Raw genomic sequence first — 19,829 nt, 5'->3', positions numbered from 1 at the left:
TGTAGGTGGCGCGCGGGCTCAACGGGATTCGGCGGCGTCGCGCTGGCGCCCGAGCGCGGCGCGGCGGGCGGCGACAGTTGCTTCCGTGACCGGGCTGGCCTGGTTGCCCCAGCCGGTGCGGATAAAGGTCAGCACATTCGCCAGTTCCTGGTTGTCCAGCGTCCAGCCATAGCCGGGCATGTGGTAATCGGTGGCCGCGGTGCCCACGTGCGCTGTCACGGCGCCATCGAGCAGCAGGTTGGCCAGCGAGGCCGGATCGGGATCCACCACGGTGGGATTGCCCGCCAGCGGCGGGAAAACGCGGGCAAAGCCCTTGCCGTTGGCGCCATGGCAAGGCATGCAGAACTCGGCGTACTGACGCGCGCCGGTGGCATCGAAACGGCCCTGCGCGAGCGTGTCGGCGGTATTGGCGTCATAGGCATACGGCGTTTCGTCGCTGCGCGCGCCGGGCACGGACTTGAGGTACACCGCAACGGCATCGAGGTCCGGGCGTGTCATGAACTGCGTGGACGACGCAATCACCTCGGACATCGGCCCGAAGGAAGTCGCATGCGCATTGCGGCCGGTATGCAGGTATTCGGCAATGTCCTCGCGCGACCAACTGCCCAGCCCGGTGCGCGGATCGCCGCGCAGGTTGGTGGAGGCCCAGCCTTCCACACTGGCACCGGCCAGGAAGTGCCGGCTGCGCTCGTCCAGTCCCTTCTCGGCCATCAGCATGCCGCGCGGCGTATGGCATGCGCCGCAGTGGGCCACCGCCTGGACCAGGTAAGCCCCACGATTCCACGCGACGCTCTGACCCGCATTGGCAGGAACCGGGCCGGACTCCAGGAACAGCCAGTTCCAGACGCGCAGCAGCCAGCGCATGCCAAACGGCCAGCGCATCTCGGGCTCGGCGGTTTGTTGCCGCACGGCTTTCACTTCGGTGCGCAGATAAGCGTATAGCGCCTGCACATCCGGCTCGGCGAGCTTGGCGTAGGACGGGTAAGGCATGGCTGGATACAGCCGCTTGCCATGCCTGGCCACGCCCTCGCGCAGCGCGCGGTCGAATTCCTCGAACGAGTAAGCGCCAATGCCGCTGTCCACGTCCGGCGTGATGTTGGTCGAGTAGACGGTGCCGACGCCGGTCTTCAACGGCAAGCCGCCGGCAAACGGCGCGCCGCCGGCGCTGGTGTGGCAGGCCGCGCAATTGGCAACCTTGGTCAGGTAGCGGCCGCGCTCGATCTGCGCGGCACCGGAGGCGTCAGCCGCCGCCGCGAAGCATGGCGCCAGCAATAGGACAGCAAAGGCAACGGTAGCGGAAAACCGCCTTGTGGCAAGGCTCATGGGGCTGTTTATCGTTTTAAGCGCCGCAATGGCATTCAGTACGGCGAACGCGCACAGCCCGCACGCGGCGGGCTGTACTTCGTGATGGCGGGCCTGGATGGCCCCTTGGGCACGGTAGAAATTGGCGGGCTCGCGGCTCAGGCGTGGGTCACCGCCCAGTGCGCCAGCGACACGAGCAGCAGCACCAGCCCCGCCGCCAGCGCCACCCCCGTCAGGATCAACGGCACCGGCCGCACCGCCTGCAGGTCACGCATATGTTCCTGGCCCTTGCGCAGGCCAAAGAATCCCCACAACACCGTCAGCACCAATCTCAAGGGGTTCATTTCGCTCTTCCTTACATGCTTGCCAACCGCCGCGTGACCTTGCGGCGCTTTGGCTTTTGGTAGTTACGGAGGATTATGGCGTCGGCTGGCAAGGAATAACAGAATCAGATCTGCGATAATTTTGCGTATCAGTTTGTGCGCCTGATACTGCGCTCATCGCTACGCCACGGCAACGCCCCCTGCCCCAATGAAGCGCTACGAAGAACTGGCGGAAACGCTGGCCAAGGACATCCGCAACGGCAACCTGCCGCCCGGCACCAAGATGCCGTCGATCCGCAAGACGGTGACCCAATTCGGCGTGAGCCCCGCCACCGCGTTCCAGGCTTACTACCGGCTGGAGGAGCGCGGCCTGGTGCGGGCACGCGAGCGCTCCGGCTATTACGTGACCGGCCAGGTCGGCCGGCCGCTGCCGCAACCGGCCGCGCGCCCCTCGCACCAGGTCTCGACCGACGTCGATATTTCCAAGCTGGTCTTCTCCGTGCTGGACGCCGCGCGCGATCCCCAGCTCGTCCAGCTTGGCTCCGCCTTCCCTTCGCCCGAGCTGTACCCCTGGGAGCGGCTGGGCAAATCGCTGGCCCGGGCCGGGCGCGAGCTCGATCCCTGGTATTCCGTCAACGACATGCCCGCCGGGCACCTTGCCCTGCGCCAGCAGATCGGCCTGCGCTATCTCGGCGCGGGCGCGCCGCAGCCCACCGACGAGATCATCGTCACCAACGGTGCCCTGGAAGCGCTGAATCTGTGCCTGATGGCGGTGACCCAGCCCGGCGACGTGGTGGCGATCGAGTCCCCCGGCTTCTATGCCGCGCTGCAGGCGCTGGAGCGGCTGCGCCTGCGGGCGGTGGAGATCCCGGTAGACCCGCGCGAAGGCATCGACCTGGACGCGCTGGATGCCGCGCTCCAGCGCCATCCGATCAAGGCCTGCTGGTTCATGACGCAGTTCCAGAATCCAATGGGCGCGAGCATGTCCGAGGCCAGGAAGCAGGCGCTGGTAGCCTTGCTGGCGCGCCACCGCGTACCGCTGATCGAGGATGACGTCTACGGCGAGCTGTATTTCGGCAATCGCTGCCCCCTGCCCGCCAAGGCCTTCGACCAGGAAGGGCTGGTCATGCACTGCAGCTCGTTTTCCAAGACACTGGCGCCAGGCTTCCGGGTGGGCTGGGTGGCCCCCGGGCGGTATGGCGAGGCGATCAAGCGGCTGCGGCTGATGACCACGCTGTCGGCGGGCGTGCCCACGCAGGTGGCGCTGGCCGAGTACCTGCAGAACGGCGGCTATGACAAGCACCTGCGGCGCCTGCGCCATCTGCTGGAGATGCAGCAGGGCCAGCTGATCGCGGCCATCGGCCGGCATTTCCCGGAGAACGTGCGGGTCTCGCAGCCCGCCGGCGGGTACTTCCTGTGGGTGGAGTTTGCGGCCGGATTCGATGCGCTCGCGCTGCATCGCGCCGCGCTGGAACATGGCATCGGCATCGCGCCGGGCCCGATCTTCTCCGCGCGCCAAGGCTACCGCAACTGCATCCGGCTGAATTATGGCCACCTGTGGAGCGATGCCATGGAAGCCGCCGTGGCCAAGCTGGGCGAACTGGCGAAGGCGCAATTGCAATAGGGCGCGTCAGGTTACCGTTCCACCCCGGGCATGCCTGCCCAGATACCATTCCCCCAGCTCGAAGCCGGCTTGCACCAGCAGCGCAAGCACCGCCGCCGGGATGGCGCCCGCCATCAGCAGCACATGGTCGTTCAGCGCCAGCCCGGTGGCGATGCGCTCGCCATAGCCGCCGGCACCGACGAAGGCGGCTATGGTGGCGGTACCCACGCTGATGATGGCGGCGGTCTTGATGCCAGCCAGCAGCACGGGCATCGACAGCGGCAGCTCCACATAGCGCAGCACCTGGCCGGGCGTGAAGCCCAGGGCACGCGCCGCGTCGCGCATGCCGGCTGGCACCTGCTGAAGGCCAGTCAGCGTGTTGCGCACAATGGGCAGCAGCGCATAGAGGAACAACGCCACCATTGCCGGCCACACGCCGATGCGCCCCAGCAGCGGGATCAGCATCGCCAGCAAGGCCAGCGACGGCACGGTCTGCAGCACGCTCACCGTGGCCATCAGCACCTGCCCCAGCCGCTGCCGGCGTGCAGCGATGATGCCCAGCGGCACGCCCAGCAAGGTGGCCGCGCCAACCGCGCCCAGCACCAGGGCCAGGTGACGGCAGGTCAGCCGCAAGGTATCGCGCCCGAACAAGGTGCCGGCGAGGCCTGCCCGCGCGCCCGCCGTTGCATCCGCCACGCCAGCGTTGCCATGCGCCAGGAAAGCCCGCGCCACGGTTGCAAAGGACTGCCCGTCCAGTTCCGCCGCGGCATTCATGGCGATCATGTCCGCCGCGCTCACCTTGCCGGCCAGCCCCGTCAATGCCTGCCAGGCGGCCGGGAAGCGCTGCGGCAGGTCCAGTCGGTACAGCACCACGGCGTCATAGCGGGGGAAGTAATGGCGGTCGTCCGTCAGCACGCGCAGACCGTATTTGCGGATCTTCGCATCGGTGGAATAGATATCGATGGCGTCGACCTGCCCGTTGGCCAGGGCTTCGTAGGCCACGCCGTGGTCCAGCCCCAAGGGCCGTTGGGGCAAGCCGTAGCGCCGTGCCAGCCCGGGCCAGCCGTCCGCCCGGCCCAGGAATTCATGCGACAGCCCGAGGCGCAATTGCGGCTGCGTGGCCAGGTCGCCCAGCGCCGCCAGCCCGAGCTGCCGGGCCTTTTGCTCCTCCATGGCAAGCGCATAGGTGTTCTCGAAGCCAAGCGGAATCCCCGCCGCCAGGCCCAGCGGCGCCAGCGCCTGGTTGATCTGCGCCAGGCTGGCGCCGGCGGGCAGCTTGAGGATTTCACTGGAAACGGTGCCGGTGTAATCGGGATAGAGGTCGATGCTGCCGGCCTTGAGCGCCTCGAACACGATCGCCGTATTGCCAAGGCCGGGCGTGTGCTGCGCACTGGCTTTGCCCGCGGCGGTCTGGGTGAGCACCTCGCCGAGGATGTAGGACTCGGTAAAGCGCTTGGAGCCGACCCGCAGGGTATCGGCGCGGGCCGTGCCGGCTGTGGCCAGCAGCGACAGACAGGCCAATGCCCAGCACAGGAGCAAGGCCAGCCGAGGCTCGGTACGGCGGGGGATTCCGGGTTGCAAGGTCAAATGAAGCGCTCTCCTGAGCATGGTGCATGGCACGCGGACTGCTGGGCCGGTTCATCACATGATACGTGCATGGCCGCGACGGCGACGCCGGCGCGCACCCACTTTGTGCCGCATGAGCACATACGAAAATAGTATTTGCAATCCGAATGCTGGCGGGGTGAGAATCCACAAAACACATACATAGCATCAGCAACTCGGGCCCCCATGGAAATCCGGCAACTGGAAGCCTTCGCGGCAGTCATGACCAGCGGCAGCGTGACCGCCGCCGGGCGCCTGCTGGGGCGCTCCCAGCCGGCCATCACGCGCCTGATCCAGGAGCTGGAAAGCGAGATCGGCTTTGCCCTGTTCGCCCGCAGCGGGCCGCGCGTCAGCCCGACCGAGCGCGGCTTCCTGCTGTACGAGGACGTGGAGCACGCGCTGGTTGGCCTGCAGCAGATCCGCGCCCGCGCCGCCGAAATCGCCCGCGAGGAAAACCGCTCGCTGCAGATCGCGGCCACGCCAGCCCTTGCGGCCGGGTTATTGCCCCTGGCCCTGGCCGGCCATCAGCCGGACCATGCGACGGCCGGCTCGGCAAGCGGGGCAGCCCACGCCAGCCACATCCATATCAATAGCGCCTCCCCCGAAAAGGTCGTGCATTCAGTGCTGACCGGCGCGGCCGAGATCGGCCTGACCAGCCTGCCGCTGGAGCATCGCGGCGTCACCGTGCACTGGATCGGACAGGCTGCCTGCGTGGCCGCGGTGCGTGCCGACGATCCCCTGGCGGCGCTGGCCACGATTCCGCTGTCCGCCTGCAGCGGCCGGCGCATCGTCACCATGCAGAATCCCTACCGGCTGCGCCGCCGCCTGGACGAGGCGTTTGCACGCGCCGGGGTGGAGCCGGCCGCGCTGATCGACACCAACTCCTCGCTCAATGCGCTCACCGCCGTGCGCGCCGGGCTGGGCATCGCCGTGCTGGAGCCAGTGACCGCGCGCGGCGTGCCACTGGCCGATATCGTGGTGCGCCCGATCGATGCCGACATTCCCTTTTACTTTGGCGTGATCACCCCGCAGGCCAGGCCGGCCAGCGCGGCGGTGCTGGCGCTGATCGACACGCTGGCCGACGCGGCCCGCGCGCTGCTGCCGGATTTCGCCCAGCGCGGCCCGGAACAGCACGGCGCGCTGCTGCAAGCACTGTATGGCGACGCCACCGCCACCGAGCCGGCCGCCGGCACGCCCTACGACACGGAACACACCGACCTATGAACTCGCCCGCTGACACCTTCCCGGCCGCCGCCGCCAACGCCGCCGGCCTTGCCGCCCTGGAAGCGCGCCTGCGCCAAGACCTGTCCTGGCTGGAACTCCCGGCCAAAAGCTGGACCGTGGCGCGCACGCATGACGGCGAGCCGGTGCTGGACGTTGCCGTGATCGGCGGCGGCATGGCCGGCATGGCCGCGGCGGCTACGCTCAAGCACCTGGGCATCAACGCGCGCATCTTCGATCGTTCGCCGGAAGGCTTCGAAGGCCCATGGGCCACCACCGCGCGCATGGAAACGCTGCGCTCGCCCAAGCAACTCACCGGCCCCGCGCTCGGCCTGCCCGCCTTGACCTTCCGCGCCTGGTTCGAGGCGCAGTTCGGCACCAACGCCTGGGAAGCGCTGGACAAGATCCCACGCCTGCAATGGATGGATTACCTGCGCTGGTACCGCCGGGTGCTGGACCTGGACGTGCGCAACGAACATGTGGTCGAGCGTGTGGTGCCCCGCCCCGATGGCATGGTGGCACTGGAAATCCGCTCGCCCGCCGGCGCGCTGAGCGTGCTGGCGCGCCGCGTGGTGCTGGCCACCGGCCGTGACGGCCTGGGCGGCGCGCATGTGCCGCCCTTCGCGCAGGACCTGCCGCGCTCGCGCTGGGCGCACTCGAGCGATGTGTTCGACTACGACACCTTGCGTGGCAAGCGCGTGGGCGTGATCGGCGCCGGCGCGTCGGCCATGGACAGCGCCGCCACCGCGCTGGAAGCGGGCGCGGCCAGCGTGGACCTGTTGATCCGGCGTGCCGACATCCCGCGCGTCAACAAGGGCAAGGGCGCGGGCAACCCCGGCCTCACGCATGGCCACCCGAGCCTGCCGGATGACTGGAAATGGCGCATCCGCCACTACATCAACGCGCAGCAAGTGCCACCGCCGCGCGGCAGCACGCTGCGCGTCTCCCGGCACGAGAACGCGCGCTTCAACCTCGCCTGCCCCATCGAGCGCATCGAACAGGCCGGCGACGCGCTGCTGGTGCATACGCCCAAGGGCGCGTTCGAGCTGGACTTCCTGATCTTCTCCACGGGCTTTCGCATCGCGCTGGAAACGCGCGAGGAGTTCAGCGCCTTCGCCCGCCATATCCGCTACTGGCGCGACCGCTACACGCCGGCCGCGGGGCAGGAAGACCAGGAACTGTCGGACTCGCCGGACCTCGGCCCAGCCTTCGAATTCCTGGAAAAGACGACGCACGCATGCCCTGGCCTGTCGCGCATCCACTGCTTCTGCTATCCGGCCGCGCTGACGCACGGCACCGTATCGGGCGACATCCCCGCCATCAGCGACGGCGCCAGGCGCCTCGGCCAAGGCATCGCCGCGCTGCTCTACCAGGAGGACGTGGCGCTGCACTACGCCAATATGGAAGCCTTCGACGAGCCCGAGGTGTTCGGCGATGAGTGGGTCCCCGCCGGGCCACCCCCGGCGCTGCCCAACGACGCGGCGAACGCATCATGAGCCGCTGGCCGATCCGATGGCTGGCCAAGCGGCTGGCGCAATCGCTGCTGGTAGTGCTGGCGATGACGGTGATCGTGTTCGCCGGCCTGCACGCGATCGGCAACCCGGTCGATATCCTGATCGGCCAGGACGTGGACCAGGTCGAGCGCGCGCGCATCATCGCCAGGCTGGGGCTGGACCAGCCACTCTGGCGCCAGTATCTCGCCTTCCTGCAAGGCGCCCTGCACGGCAACCTGGGCAACAGCTTTGTCTATAACGTGCCCGCCATCGAGCTGATCCTGCAGCGGCTGCCCGCCACGCTGGAGCTCGCCGTGGCGGCGCTGTTGCTGGCGGTGCTCGTGGGCGTGCCCTGCGGCCTGTTTGCCGGGCTGTATCCCGAGCATCCGGTGTCGCGCTTGCTGATGACAGGCAGCATCGTCGGCTTCTCGCTGCCGACCTTCTGGGTCGGGCTGATGCTGATCATGGCCTTCAGCGTGCGGCTGGGCTGGCTGCCCTCGGGTGGGCGCGGCGCCACCGCCGAGTGGCTGGGCGTGCCGTGGTCGTGGCTGACCGCCGACGGCCTGCGCCACCTGATCCTGCCGGCCATCAACCTGTCGCTGTTCAAGGTGTCGCTGGTGCTGCGGCTGACCCGCGCCGGCGTGCGCGAGGTGCTGCCGCAGGATTGGGTCAGGTTCGCGCGCGCCAAGGGCTTGTCGCCGATCCGCGTGGTGCTGGGCCATGTGCTGCGCAACACGATGATTCCGCTGGTCACCGTGCTGGGGCTGGAGTTCGGCTCGACCATCGCGTTCGCGGTGGTAACCGAGAGCATCTTCGCCTGGCCGGGTGCTGGCAAGCTGATCCTCGACAGTATCAACGCGCTCGACCGCCCGGTGATCGTTTCCTACCTGATCGTGGTGGTGTGCCTGTTTGTCACGCTGAACCTGATCGTGGACATTCTCTACAAGCTGCTCGACCCGCGCGTGCGGCTGGAGGCCGCCACATGAGCGCCATCGACAACCCCGTTGCCACCACCCCGGCGGCGCCCCAGGCGCTGCGCCGCGAATCGCCGTGGCGCCGGATGGCGGCGGATTTCTTCGCCTCGCGCACCGCTGTGTTTGGCCTGGTGCTGCTGGGGACCCTGGTGCTGGCCGCGGTCTTTGCCCCGCTGGTCACGCCGCAGAATCCGTATGACCTGCTCCAGCTCGACGTCATGGACGCGCGCCTCGCGCCCGGCACGCCCAGCGGCACTGGCACCTACAGCTACTGGCTCGGCACCGACGGCCAGGGGCGCGACATCTTCTCGGGCATCCTCTACGGCCTGCGCATCAGCCTGAGCGTGGGCGTGGGCTCGGCGCTGATCGCCGGCGTCATCGGCACCCTGCTTGGCCTGCTGGCGGCCTATGCAGGCGGCCGCGTGGACAGCATGATCATGCGCACCGTGGACCTGCTGCTGTCGTTCCCGTCGATCCTGGTCGCGATGATGATCCTGGCCTTCCTCGGCAAGGGCGTGACCAATGTGGTGCTCACGCTCGTGATCCTGGAGTGGGCCTACTACGCCCGCGCCGCGCGCGGCCAGGCGTTGGTGGAAAGCCGGCGCGAGTACGTGGAAGCCGCTCGCGGCCAGGGTATTTCCAACTGGCGCATCGTGGTGGGCCATATCCTGCCGAACTGCCTGCCACCGCTGATCGTGATTGCCTCGCTGCAGGTGGCACGTGCCATCACGCTGGAGGCCACCCTGTCGTTCCTTGGCCTGGGCGTGCCGGTGACCGAGCCCTCGCTGGGCCTGCTGATTGCCAACGGCTACCAGTTCATGCTGTCTGACGAGTACTGGATCAGCTTCTTCCCCGGCATCGCGCTGCTGGTCACGGTGGTGGCCATCAACCTGGTGGGCGACCGCCTGCGCGACGTGCTCAACCCGAGGTTGCAGAAATGACGGCGCCGGACATCAACAACGCCGTGCCGACGCTGGAGGTCCGCCACCTGCGCACGCACTTCGAAACCCGCGCCGGCGTGCTGCCGGCAGTCGACGACGTCTCTTTCACCGTGCCGCGTGGCCGCATTCTCGGGCTGGTGGGCGAATCCGGCTCCGGCAAATCGGTCACGGGGTTTTCCATCATGGGCCTGGTGGATCCGCCGGGACGCGTTGTCGGCGGCGAGATCCTGTTCCAGGGTCGCGAGCTGACCAGCATGCGGCCTGCGCAGCTGCGCCAGTTGCAGGGCAACCGCATCGCGATGATCTTCCAGGACCCGATGATGACGCTAAACCCGGTGATGCGGGTGGACGCCCAGATGATCGAGGCGGTGCGCGCGCATAGCCCGGCGAGCCACAAACAGGCGCGCGAACTGGCGCGCGACACGTTAGGCATGATGGGCGTCCCCAGCCCGGAGGAGCGCCTGCGCGCCTATCCGCACCAGCTCTCCGGCGGCATGCGCCAGCGCGTGGCGATTGCCATCGCCATGCTGCACCGGCCCGACCTGATCATTGCCGACGAGCCCACCACCGCGCTGGACGTCACCATCCAGGCACAGATCCTGTCCGAGGTGCAGAAGCTGGCGCGCCAGCATGGCACCGCGCTGATCTGGATCACGCACGACCTGTCCGTGGTGGCCGGGCTGGCCGATGAGGTCGCCGTGATGTACGCCGGCCGCATCGTCGAGCAAGGGCCGGTCGATGCCGTGCTGGACCATCCACTGCACCCCTACACCGCCGGCCTGATCGGCAGCTTGCCCAGCCTGAACCAGCGCGGCCAGCGGCTGCGCCAGATCCCCGGCATGACGCCCAACCTGCTGACGATGCCGCCCGGCTGCGCCTTCGCGGCGCGCTGCCCGCGCGTCTCCGAGGCGTGCGCGCAGGCGCCCGCCATCACCTCGCCGCAGGCCCTGCGCCAGGTGCGCTGCTTCCATCCGGGCCAACCGGCCATTGCCGCGGAGTTCGCATGAAGCCGACTGAACACGCTGCCGCCGAGCAGCCGCAATTGCCCGCCCTGATCGATGCCCGCCATCTCGCCAAGCGCTTTGGCGAGCAGCATCCCGGCCGCATTGGCCGCGCGCTGCAGCGCATGGGCTGGTCGGCACCCGCGCCGGTCACGCACGCCGTGGATGGCGTGGACCTGCAGATCCGCCGTGGCGAAGTGGTCGGCCTGGTCGGCGAATCCGGCTGCGGCAAGTCCACGCTTGGCCGCATGGTGGCCGGCCTGCTGCAACCTTCAGCGGGCGAAATCCGCGTGGACGGCCAGAGCATCGAGGGCCTGGACGCCAGCGCCCGCCGCGCACTGCGGCTAAAGATCCAGATGGTGTTCCAGGATCCGTACGCCAGCCTCAACCCGCGCCTGCGCGTGGACCGCATCGTCGGAGAAGGCGCGCGCCTGCACGGCCTGGTGGACGCGGCCGGCTTCGACGACTACGTCAGCGCCCAACTGGAGCGCGCCGGGCTGGACCCGGCCCTGCGCCAGCGCTACCCGCATCAGTTCAGCGGCGGGCAGCGCCAGCGCATCGGCATTGCACGCGCGCTGGCCGTGCAGCCGGAACTGCTGGTGTGCGACGAAGCGGTGGCCGCGCTGGACGTGTCGATCCAGGCGCAGGTGCTCAACCTGTTCATGGACCTGCGCGAGCAGCTTGGCCTGACCTATCTCTTTATCAGCCACGACCTTGGCGTGGTCGAGCATGTATCGGACCGCGTGGTCATCATGTACCTGGGCCGCGTGGTGGAGAGCGCGCCGACGCAAGACATCTTCCGGCAGCCCAACCACCCGTACACACAGGCGCTGCTGGCGGAAATCCCGCGCCTGGACGCGCGCCACAAGACCTTCACCGCCATCAAAGGCGAGATCCCCAGCCCGCTGGCACCGCCACCGGGCTGCCACTTCCATCCGCGCTGCCCGCATGCCATGGCGCGCTGCCGGACCGAGGTGCCGCGCCTGCGCGGCATCGCCGTGAACCATGTCAGCGCCTGCCACCTTAACGAGGGTGGCTAACGGTTGGCCATCTGTTGACTAACTGTTGGCTAATCCGCGCCACACCTCTCAACCCTTCTCACGCCCCGAGGAAACCTGCCCATGAAACGCCTGCTGTCCCTCTCGATCAGCGCCGCCGTTGCCGCCATGCTCTGCGCCGGCGCGGCCTGCGCGCAGTCCCTGTCGATTGCTTTTGCCGATCCGCTTTCTTCGCTGGACCCGCAGCTCAACAACCATGCCGGCGACCGCTCCGTCGACCTGCATTTCTGGGACCTGCTGATCGAGAACAAGGACAACAAGCTGCAGCCGGGGCTGGCCCTGTCGTGGAAAGCGCTGGACGACAAGACCTGGGAGTTCAAGCTGCGCCGCGATGTGAAATGGCAGGACGGCAAGCCCTTCGGCGCGGAGGACGTGATCTTCTCCTACCAGCGCGCGCGCAATGTGCCGGGCAGCGTGGCGTCGTACGCGGGCTACCTGCGCACCATCGAGTCGATGAATGCCAAGGATCCGTACACCTTGGTCATCAAGACCAATATCCCGAACCCGGATCTGCCCCTGAACCTGGCCTCGATCCATATCGTCAGCAAGCACGTCGGCGAGAAGTCCAGCACCGAGGACTACAACAGCGGCCGCGCCGTGGTCGGCACCGGTCCGTACAAGTTCATCTCCTACACGCCGGGCGATCGCGTGATGATGGCGCGCAATGATGGCTACTGGGGCGGCAAGCCGGCCTGGCAGCAAGTCAGCTACCGCTACATCAACAACGGCCCGGCGCGCACCGCCGCGCTGTTGTCCGGCGACGTCGATGTGATCGACAAAGTCTCGGTGTCGGACCTGGCCAAGCTCAAGCAATCGCCCAACATCAGCGTGTTTCCCTATGCCGGCCTGCGCGTGATGCTGCTGCAGCCGAGCTTCAAGCCCGGCCCCAATCCGTACATCACTGACAACGCCGGCAAACCGCTGGAAAAGAACCCGCTGCTGGACGTACGTGTGCGCCGCGCCCTGTCGCTCGCCATCAACCGGCAGGCGGTGGTGGGCCGCATCCTGCAGAACACCGCCAGCGTGGCCAACCAGTGGATGCCGAAAAACACCTTCGGCTACAACCCGGAGGTCAAGGACATCCCCTTTGATCCGGAGCAAGCCAAGAAGCTGCTGGCCGAGGCCGGGTTCAAGGATGGTTTCAAGCTGACCATCCATGCACCCAACGACCGCTATCCGCAAGGCCCGGAGACCGCGCAGGCGGTTGCCCAGTTCTGGACCCGCATCGGCATCAAGACCCAGGTGGAAGTGGTGCCCTGGTCGGTCTACTCTGGCCGCGCCAACAAGAACGAATATGCGGTCAGCATGCTGGCCTGGGGCAACGGCACCGGCGAGGCCAGCTATGCGCTGGTCAACGTGCTGGCCACCGTGGATGCCAAGAAAGGCCTGGGCGCCTCCAACTGGGGCCACTACGGCAACCCGGCCGTGGACAAGGCCCTGGACGAATCCACCGCCGAGTTCGATGTGCCCAAGCGCGAGGCCATGCTGCGCCGCTCGGTCAAGCTGGTGTCGGACGACGTGGGCGTGCTGCCGCTCTACCACTACCAGAACATCTGGGCCGCCAGGAAGGGCCTGAAGGTGGCGCCGATGACCAGCGACCGCACCGCGGCGATGATGGTCACGCGCGACGGCAAGTAAGACGGGGCGCACATGGCACAGCTTCATATCACCCCGGCCGACGACCTGATCGACGTCGCGCGGCGGATTTCCGTGTCGGGACTGCGTCCCGGCGAAACCATTGCCATCGCCACGCGCACGCTGCGGGGCCGGGAGCTTGCCTGGGCCAGCGAAGCCACGTTCGCGGCGGACGCCACCGGCACCGTGGACCTGGAGCGCGACGCGCCGCTGTCGGGCAGCTACGCGGGCGTGAGCCCCATGGGCCTGCTGTGGTCGCAGCGCCCGGTCGATAGCGACAGCCGCGAGCAGTTCCATGCTGACGCCACCCGGGCGCTGGTGACCGAGATCACGGTGCGGGCCGATGGCGCGCAAGCACGCGGCGAACTGGTGCAGCGCCTGGCGGCTGCCGGCGTGACCCGTCGGGAAGTGCGCGAGGACGGGCTGGTCGGCACGCTTTACCTGCCCGCGGGCCCCGGCCCGCATCCGGCGGTGATGGTGCTCAACGGCTCGGGCGGCGGCATCAACGAACCGCGCGCCGCGCTCTACGCCTCGCGCGGGTATGCCGCGCTGGCATTGGCCTACTTCAAGGCGCCGGGCCTATCGGACTACATCTCCAACACGCCGCTGGAGTACTTCGAGCGCGGCCTGCACTGGATCCGCGAGCACGTCCGGCCTGCGCGCGACTTCATCGCGCTGTCGGGCCAGTCGCGCGGCGGCGAGCTTGTGCTGCTGCTGGGCGCAACCTTCCCCGAGCTGGTCTCGGCTGTGATCGGCTACGTGCCCGGCGCGGTGGTGCACAGCGCCCAGAACGCCGCCGATCCCGCCATCGGCCGCGAAGGCCCCGCCTGGCTGCACCACGGCAAGCCGCTGCCGCATGTGTGGGAGAGCAACCGCACGGCAAGCTGGGCGCCCTTTGACGAGGGCCCGGCACCCCACCGGCATGAACGCGCCATCCTGACCGCGCTGCAAGACCCCGACGCAGTGGCGCGCGCCCGCATCCGCGTGGAGGCCATCCGCGGGCCGGTGATGCTGCTGTCGGGGACCGACGACGGCTCCTGGCCTTCCAGCCTGTATGCGCGCATGGTAGCGGACAAGCTGGCCGAAGCGGGGCATGCGCACGACGTCAGGCACCTTGATTTCGAGCAAGCCGGCCACGCCATCCTCTTCCCGTATGTGCCGACCACCCAGATGGTCTATGCGCATCCGGTATCCGGACGCATCAGCACCACGGGCGGCACGGCGGCGGCCAATGCCGTGGCGGACGAGCAATCGTGGATCGGCGTGCGCGATTTCCTGGCGCGCGCCGTGGCCCGCCACACAGGCCAAGCCTGAGTTGCCGAACAACAAAATCACTGAGTCAAGACCGAGAACCCCATCATGACCCAAACCAATCCAGTCACCGCCGACGTGGTGGACAACGTAGCCGGCCTAGCCGCCGGCTCGGCCACCCACGCCCTGCGCCATCAGCGCGAGAAGGTCGCCGCCGCCACGCAAGGCAGCTATGACGCGCTGTTCGACCCGGCCCTGCCCGGCCTGCCGCTGACCGAGCGCCTGCTGGTGGCGCTGTACGCCGCGCGCCTCACGCCCGCGCCGGAACTGGTTGCGCACTACAGCGCGCGCCTGGCGCAAGCCGGCGCCGATGCCGCCCTGGTCACCGTGGCCGGGCAAGGCAATCCGGATTCGCTGGCCGATCCGCGCCTGCGTGCCATCCTCGCCTTCACCCGCACGCTGATCGAGAACCCGGTAGCGGGCGACGAAGCCGCCCTCAAGGCCCTGCCCGCCGCCGGCCTGGCCACGCCCGAGGTGGTAACGCTGGCGCAGCTGATCGCCTTCCTGTCCTACCAGGTGCGCCTGGTAGCCGGCCTGAAGGCCCTGAACACCCTGCAATCCCAGGAGGCCGCAGCATGAGCGCACCCATCAAGGCAAACGGCTTCACCAACGAAGTGCTCGACTGGAAAGCCTGGCTGGACGTGGTCCAGGTGGACCAGGCCACGCCCGAGCAGATCGCGGTGCTGGAAGAAAGCCATCCCAAGGCCAAGGTATCGGACTACTACCTGTTCCTGGTGCATCAGCCCGAAATCCTGCGCCAGCGCTCCACTGCTTTCAACGCCATCATGTACGCCCCCGGCGGCATGGCGCGCGCCGAGCGTGAGCTGGCCAGCACGGTGGTGTCGCGCATCAACGGCTGCGTGTACTGCGCGTCGGTGCATGCCCAGCGCTTCGAGCAACTGGCCAAGCGCAACGATGTGATCACGCAGGTGTTCGAGGACCCGCATACGGCGGGCACCACCGCGCGCGAGCAGGCGATCTCGAAGTTCTCGATCGCGCTGACCGAGCGGCCGGATGCGGTGAATGCCGATACCTTGCGCGCGCTGCGCGAGGTGGGCGTGAGCGATGCCGAAATCCTCGACCTGATCCACTCGATCGCCATCTTTGCGTGGGCAAACCGGTTGATGCTGAATCTGGGGGAGCCGGTGTTTCCGGTTGTGGAGAGTTAACGCAGGGCGCTGACGCTGGTCAGCCCTGCGCGGCCGGCTCGCAATGCACCGCGAGCCAGACCGTAGACTGGGCGGCATCCGTCCACGCCACGCGATGCCGGCAATGCGCCGGCAGATGCAGGTAGTCGCCGGGCGCGAGCGTGCGCGGCTCGGCCTCGCCATCCAGGTGCAGGCCTGCGCTGCCGCTGACCAGCAGCACCCATTCATCCTGCGCGCTGTCGTACCAGAAGCCCTCTGGGCTGGCCTGGCCGTTCGAGACAATGCGCTCGATCTTCAGGCCGGGCCGCTCCAGCAAGGCTTCGAAGCGCTCGGCAGTCCGGTCGACCGGCACCTGTGCCAGCAGGTTGCCCTGTGGCACAGGCGGCGGGTTGCCCTTGGCATCCATCATCGTCTCCGGTTGGGCGGCACGCCTGCCGCCAACGTCAATCGCCCGAGCCCGGCGCAAGCACGTCGCGCGCGCCGTTGCGGCCCATCGGCGAGACCAGTCCCGCCACTTCCATCTGCTCGATCAGGCGCGCCGCACGGTTGTAGCCAATGCGCAACTGGCGTTGCACGGCGGAAATCGAGGCCCGCCGGCTGGTCAGCACGAAGGAAGCCGCTTCGTCGTATAGCGGGTCGGCTTCCACATCGCCACCACCTTCGCCGAACAGGTCCGACGCCGCGGCCTCGGCTGGATCGCCCGCGAGGATGGCCTCGTCGTAGTCGGGCTCGCCGAACTGCTTCCAGTGCTCCACCACGCGGTGCACTTCGTCATCGGCCACAAAGGCGCCGTGCACACGTTGCGGATAGCCGGTGCCCGGTGGCAGGAACAGCATGTCGCCCTGTCCCAGCAGGCTCTCGGCGCCCATCTGGTCAAGGATGGTGCGCGAGTCGATCTTGGACGAGACCTGGAAAGCCACCCGGGTCGGGATGTTGGCCTTGATCAGGCCGGTGATCACATCCACCGACGGGCGCTGCGTGGCCAGGATCAGGTGGATGCCTGCGGCGCGGGCCTTCTGCGCCAGCCGCGCGATCAGTTCTTCGATCTTCTTGCCAGCCACCATCATCAGGTCGGCCAGCTCATCGATCACCACCACGATGAACGGCAGCGCGCGCAGCGGCTCGGGCGCATCGGGCGTGAGCGAGAACGGATTGGGCACGTGCTCGCCCGCGGCCTCGGCGGTGCGGATCTTCTGGTTGAAGCCAGCCAGGTTGCGCACGCCCAGCGCCGACATCAGGCGGTAGCGCTTTTCCATTTCGCCCACGCACCAGTTCAGCGCGTGCGCGGCCTGCTTCATGTCGGTCACCACCGGCGACAGCAGGTGCGGGATGCCTTCGTAGACCGACAGCTCCAGCATCTTGGGGTCGATCATGATCAGGCGCACATCGTCCGGCGTGGCCTTGTACAGCAAGGACAGGATCATGGCGTTGACCGCCACGGACTTGCCCGAGCCGGTGGTGCCGGCCACCAGCAGGTGCGGCGCGCGCGCGAGATCGGTCACCACCGGCTTGCCGGTGATGTCCTTGCCCATCGCCAGCACCAGGTGCGAGTTGTGCGCGAGAAACGATGAGGCGGCCACGATCTCGGACAGGCGGATCATCTGGCGCCGCGCGTTCGGCAGCTCCAGCCCCATGCAGGTCTTGCCGGGAATGGTCTCGACCACGCGGATCGAGGTCACGCCCAGCGCCCGCGCCAGGTCCTTCATCAGGCCGACCACCTGCGCACCGCGCACGCCCATGGCGGGATCCACCTCGAAGCGCGTGATGACAGGGCCGGCCGAGGCGCCAACCACCGACACCGGTACCTTGAATTCCGCCAGGCGCTGCGCGATCAGGTTGCCGGTTTCCTGCAACTGCTCCTCGGTCACCTGCTGGATGTCTGCCGTGGCGGATTCCAGCAGGGCCAGGTCTGGCAAACGGTAGTCCGAAATACGGGACGGCGGCGGCGTGACGGCAATGACTTGCGACGCCGGCACGGCGCTGGCCGCGGGTGCCGTGGATACGGCGAATGCGGCGGGTACGGCGGCTGCCGGCGCGTCGAGCGCCACCACCTTGCCGACCACGGCCGGAAGCACGATGCGCGGCTTGGGCGCCGGCGGCGTAGCTGGCAGTGCTTCGGGCAGCGGAGCCGGCGCTTCTTCTATCGCAGGCGCGGGGCTGGCAGCGCCAACCTCGCTGCGGTGCTCGACCAGCAGGTTGGCATCGAGAACGCCTTCGGCGATCTCTTCCGTGGCTTCTTGAGATTCGGCTTCAGTTGCGGCTTCAGGTTCGGGATCGCCTGCGAGCCTCAGGTCAGCTTCGGCATCCTGAACGAACAGGATATTTTCGGCTTGTGCTTGTGCTTCTACTTCCGGCTCTGCTTCGGCCCGCGCGGCCGGCTCAGCGGCGCCTTCCGGCTCCTGGTGCTTTGCCGGTTCGTCCACCTCGGGCGCCAGGACAACCTCTGGCAAGGCAACCGCCTCGGGCCCGGCCGGGACAGCTGCTTCGGTATCCACGGCGGACGGTTCGGCAACGACTTCGTCGCTGGCTTCGGCTGTTGCTTCGGTGATTGCGTCGGCCGGGCTTTCGATCGAGGCTTCAGCCACAACCGGCGCTGCTACCTCGCTTGCGGCACCGGTGACAACATCGGTGCCTGCCTCGGCGACAACCGCGGCAACTGCAGGAGCGGCTTCCGGCTGCGGCTGCGCGTCGGCCGCCGGAGCAGCAGGCCGCGTCGACTTCCAGGCGCTGGCCAGTGCGCTCAGCTCCGCCATCAGCGCCTCGGCTTCCAGGCGGAGTTCATCCAGCGTCACGGAGGGCGTCGCGCCTTCGCCGGCGGATTCCGCGCGCGGCTGCGCAATCTGCGGGGCGTCAGCGGTTGCAGCGGCGGGAATGGCAATGTCCTCGGTGGACAGCACCGCCATAGGCCGCGGCTCGGCGGGCGCCACAGCGGGGGCGGCCTCGGCCTCCAGCACTTGCGTTTCCTGCGCCTGGCCGGACAGCTCTTCAGGCTCTGCCGGCGCCGCTGGCACGGTGGCAACCTGTTCGCTTCGGTGCTTGCGCGCATCGTCGTCCTGCCCGACCGGCATGACAACCGGCGTGACAACCGGCGTGACGAGCGGCCGCACCGCGGCAGCTGTCGTCCCGCTCTTTGCAACGGGCTGGGCGGGTTGCGCACTGTGTTGCGCACTCGGTCGCACATTGGCTTGCGGCAGTGTCGTGATGGCAGAGCGTGCGCTCATCTGCGGCTGGCGCACCGGGCTGCTGGCCATGGTCGCGCGTGCAGCCGCAGCCGGGGCAGGACTGGCTGCTCGGGCCTGCACCGCCGCCGCGGCACCAGCAGCAGCGACGGACGCAGAGCGTGCGGCTGCCGGGCTAGTCGCTTGCGGCTGGCTGGGGGTGCGCAGCGGCGCCGGCCTGGCGGGCGGCTTGGCTGCAGGCGGTGGCGATGCGGGCGCAGGGGCCTCCGGCTTGGCGGCGCCCGGCGGCCCGGCCTGCTGCAGCCAGATCTCGCCCGGCTGCGGCGGCGAATTGCGGGTGCGCGCCGGCGGCTGCCAGACCGGCTGGCGCCGCGCCGATACGGCTTCGATGCCCTTGTGGCGCGGCACATAGTCGGTCGAGCCCGGCACGGCGGTGTGCGTGGCACCGAGGTGAGTGGTCTCCCAGCTGTCCGGTTCGCGCGCGGCGCGGGCGGGCGGGCGCTGGGGCGCCAGCTCGGCCTCGTCAGGCTCCGGCAAGCTGGGCTTGCGCAGGAACAGGCTGCGCCAGGTTTCGCCGAAGACCATCGGCGCGGCCAGGGCCAGCACGCCCAACATCACCAGCAGGCTGGCGCTCCAGCCGAGCATGCCGGAAACCAGGGTGCCCAGCGCGCGCCCGGCGCTGCCACCCGACGTGCTGCCTGCCATGCCGCCCTCGCCCGCCGCGCCGGTCAGCGCTTCGAGCGACGCGCTTGCGCACAGCACGATCAACGTGCCAAGCCATACCCGCAGCGTGCCGCGTCCACTGAAGAACCGGCGCTCGCCGGCGAGCAGGCGCGCCACCTGGCGCCACACCAGCGGCACAAGCCACAAGGTCGAAAATCCGAACCAGCCAAAACCCATTATCGAAACGCCATCATCAAATACCTCGGGCGACGATTGTAGCGGGTCTGGGCGCGGCGTTTCCGCCCAACATGGCACGCGCAACGGAATATCGCCTGCTTTGCGGCGCCTGGCACCCTCCCCGCCGCGCGAACC

At 68.5% G+C, this 19,829-nt stretch carries 16 protein-coding genes; 11 read left to right on the top strand and 5 right to left on the bottom strand.

Translation table 11 applies throughout. The features are described from left to right. Nucleotides 1-18 precede the first annotated feature (18 nt). On the bottom strand, nt 19-1,323 hold the full coding sequence (locus A9975_RS33160; protein WP_183036415.1) for a cytochrome c: 1,305 nt from the start codon (nt 1,321-1,323) through the stop codon (nt 19-21). 137 nt (nt 1,324-1,460) lie between these two features. Next, complete coding sequence (locus A9975_RS33155) at nt 1,461-1,646, bottom strand: DUF2970 domain-containing protein (RefSeq protein ID WP_150990214.1); 186 nt, start codon at nt 1,644-1,646, stop codon at nt 1,461-1,463. Between the two features lie 187 nt (nt 1,647-1,833). Between A9975_RS33155 and A9975_RS33150 the strand changes: the two genes are divergently transcribed. Next, entirely contained in the window at nt 1,834-3,249 is a 1,416-nt protein-coding gene (locus tag A9975_RS33150) for a PLP-dependent aminotransferase family protein (RefSeq protein ID WP_183036414.1), read from the top strand. Nucleotides 3,250-3,255: 6 nt separating this feature from the next. Here the strand turns inward: A9975_RS33150 and A9975_RS33145 are convergent, their stop codons facing one another. After that, entirely contained in the window at nt 3,256-4,761 is a 1,506-nt protein-coding gene (locus A9975_RS33145; protein ID WP_183036468.1) for a glycine betaine ABC transporter substrate-binding protein, read from the bottom strand. 258 nt (nt 4,762-5,019) lie between these two features. Here A9975_RS33145 and A9975_RS33140 point away from each other — a divergent pair, with 258 nt between their 5' ends. The 10 genes from A9975_RS33140 (at nt 5,020) to A9975_RS33095 (ending at nt 15,636) form a co-directional block, all read left to right on the top strand. Beyond that, on the top strand, nt 5,020-6,057 hold the full coding sequence (locus tag A9975_RS33140; protein ID WP_183036413.1) for a LysR family transcriptional regulator: 1,038 nt from the start codon (nt 5,020-5,022) through the stop codon (nt 6,055-6,057). Continuing rightward, complete coding sequence (locus tag A9975_RS33135) at nt 6,054-7,550, top strand: NAD(P)-binding domain-containing protein (RefSeq protein ID WP_183036412.1); 1,497 nt, start codon at nt 6,054-6,056, stop codon at nt 7,548-7,550. Before A9975_RS33140 ends, A9975_RS33135 begins: the two co-directional genes overlap by 4 nt. Beyond that, nucleotides 7,547-8,533, top strand: coding sequence for an ABC transporter permease (locus A9975_RS33130; RefSeq protein ID WP_183036411.1), 987 nt, complete (start codon nt 7,547-7,549; stop codon nt 8,531-8,533). Before A9975_RS33135 ends, A9975_RS33130 begins: the two co-directional genes overlap by 4 nt. Then, a complete protein-coding gene (locus A9975_RS33125) occupies nt 8,530-9,462 on the top strand; it encodes an ABC transporter permease (RefSeq protein ID WP_183036410.1) in 933 nt (310 codons plus the stop codon). Before A9975_RS33130 ends, A9975_RS33125 begins: the two co-directional genes overlap by 4 nt. Further along, entirely contained in the window at nt 9,459-10,469 is a 1,011-nt protein-coding gene (locus A9975_RS33120; RefSeq protein ID WP_183036409.1) for an ABC transporter ATP-binding protein, read from the top strand. The genes A9975_RS33125 and A9975_RS33120 overlap by 4 nt, the downstream gene beginning before the upstream one ends. Next, nucleotides 10,466-11,503, top strand: a complete 1,038-nt coding sequence (locus A9975_RS33115; RefSeq protein WP_183036408.1) for an ABC transporter ATP-binding protein — start codon at nt 10,466-10,468, stop codon at nt 11,501-11,503. The genes A9975_RS33120 and A9975_RS33115 overlap by 4 nt, the downstream gene beginning before the upstream one ends. Nucleotides 11,504-11,584: 81 nt before the next feature. After that, nucleotides 11,585-13,159: an ABC transporter substrate-binding protein gene (locus A9975_RS33110; RefSeq protein ID WP_183036407.1), complete on the top strand. Its 1,575-nt coding sequence runs from the start codon at nt 11,585-11,587 to the stop codon at nt 13,157-13,159. 12 nt (nt 13,160-13,171) lie between these two features. Then, nucleotides 13,172-14,470 (top strand): acyl-CoA thioester hydrolase/BAAT C-terminal domain-containing protein, encoded by a 1,299-nt coding sequence (locus A9975_RS33105; protein ID WP_183036406.1) that lies wholly within the window; start codon nt 13,172-13,174, stop codon nt 14,468-14,470. A 45-nt stretch (nt 14,471-14,515) separates the two neighbouring features. Then, entirely contained in the window at nt 14,516-15,046 is a 531-nt protein-coding gene (locus A9975_RS33100) for a CMD domain protein (RefSeq protein ID WP_183036405.1), read from the top strand. Continuing rightward, nucleotides 15,043-15,636: a peroxidase-related enzyme gene (locus A9975_RS33095; RefSeq protein ID WP_183036404.1), complete on the top strand. Its 594-nt coding sequence runs from the start codon at nt 15,043-15,045 to the stop codon at nt 15,634-15,636. The genes A9975_RS33100 and A9975_RS33095 overlap by 4 nt, the downstream gene beginning before the upstream one ends. Before the next feature lie 19 nt (nt 15,637-15,655). On the opposite strand, the gene A9975_RS33090 is transcribed toward A9975_RS33095, so the two are convergent. Then, nucleotides 15,656-16,024 carry a cupin domain-containing protein gene (locus tag A9975_RS33090; protein ID WP_255504160.1) on the bottom strand — a complete coding sequence of 123 codons (369 nt, stop codon included), beginning with the start codon at nt 16,022-16,024 and terminating at the stop codon, nt 15,656-15,658. A gap of 34 nt (nt 16,025-16,058) precedes the next feature. Further along, a complete protein-coding gene (locus A9975_RS33085; RefSeq protein WP_183036403.1) occupies nt 16,059-19,694 on the bottom strand; it encodes a DNA translocase FtsK in 3,636 nt (1,211 codons plus the stop codon). Nucleotides 19,695-19,829: the final 135 nt, after the last annotated feature.

The sequence above is a fragment of the Cupriavidus sp. UME77 genome (assembly GCF_014170355.1).
GTDB classification, from domain to species: domain Bacteria; phylum Pseudomonadota; class Gammaproteobacteria; order Burkholderiales; family Burkholderiaceae; genus Cupriavidus; species Cupriavidus basilensis.
The sequence above is the reverse complement of the archived record's forward strand: the minus strand, read 5'-3'. Positions and strand labels throughout refer to the sequence as shown.

Coding starts and splice junctions, on each gene's coding strand:
- A9975_RS33160 (WP_183036415.1), bottom strand. CDS start 1,323: ATGAGCCTTGCCACAAGGCGGTTTTCCGCTACCGTTGCCTTTGCTGTC.
- A9975_RS33155 (WP_150990214.1), bottom strand. CDS start 1,646: ATGAACCCCTTGAGATTGGTGCTGACGGTGTTGTGGGGATTCTTTGGC.
- A9975_RS33150 (WP_183036414.1), top strand. CDS start 1,834: ATGAAGCGCTACGAAGAACTGGCGGAAACGCTGGCCAAGGACATCCGC.
- A9975_RS33140 (WP_183036413.1), top strand. CDS start 5,020: ATGGAAATCCGGCAACTGGAAGCCTTCGCGGCAGTCATGACCAGCGGC.
- A9975_RS33135 (WP_183036412.1), top strand. CDS start 6,054: ATGAACTCGCCCGCTGACACCTTCCCGGCCGCCGCCGCCAACGCCGCC.
- A9975_RS33130 (WP_183036411.1), top strand. CDS start 7,547: ATGAGCCGCTGGCCGATCCGATGGCTGGCCAAGCGGCTGGCGCAATCG.
- A9975_RS33125 (WP_183036410.1), top strand. CDS start 8,530: ATGAGCGCCATCGACAACCCCGTTGCCACCACCCCGGCGGCGCCCCAG.
- A9975_RS33120 (WP_183036409.1), top strand. CDS start 9,459: ATGACGGCGCCGGACATCAACAACGCCGTGCCGACGCTGGAGGTCCGC.
- A9975_RS33115 (WP_183036408.1), top strand. CDS start 10,466: ATGAAGCCGACTGAACACGCTGCCGCCGAGCAGCCGCAATTGCCCGCC.
- A9975_RS33110 (WP_183036407.1), top strand. CDS start 11,585: ATGAAACGCCTGCTGTCCCTCTCGATCAGCGCCGCCGTTGCCGCCATG.
- A9975_RS33105 (WP_183036406.1), top strand. CDS start 13,172: ATGGCACAGCTTCATATCACCCCGGCCGACGACCTGATCGACGTCGCG.
- A9975_RS33100 (WP_183036405.1), top strand. CDS start 14,516: ATGACCCAAACCAATCCAGTCACCGCCGACGTGGTGGACAACGTAGCC.
- A9975_RS33095 (WP_183036404.1), top strand. CDS start 15,043: ATGAGCGCACCCATCAAGGCAAACGGCTTCACCAACGAAGTGCTCGAC.
- A9975_RS33090 (WP_255504160.1), bottom strand. CDS start 16,024: ATGATGGATGCCAAGGGCAACCCGCCGCCTGTGCCACAGGGCAACCTG.
- A9975_RS33085 (WP_183036403.1), bottom strand. CDS start 19,694: ATGGGTTTTGGCTGGTTCGGATTTTCGACCTTGTGGCTTGTGCCGCTG.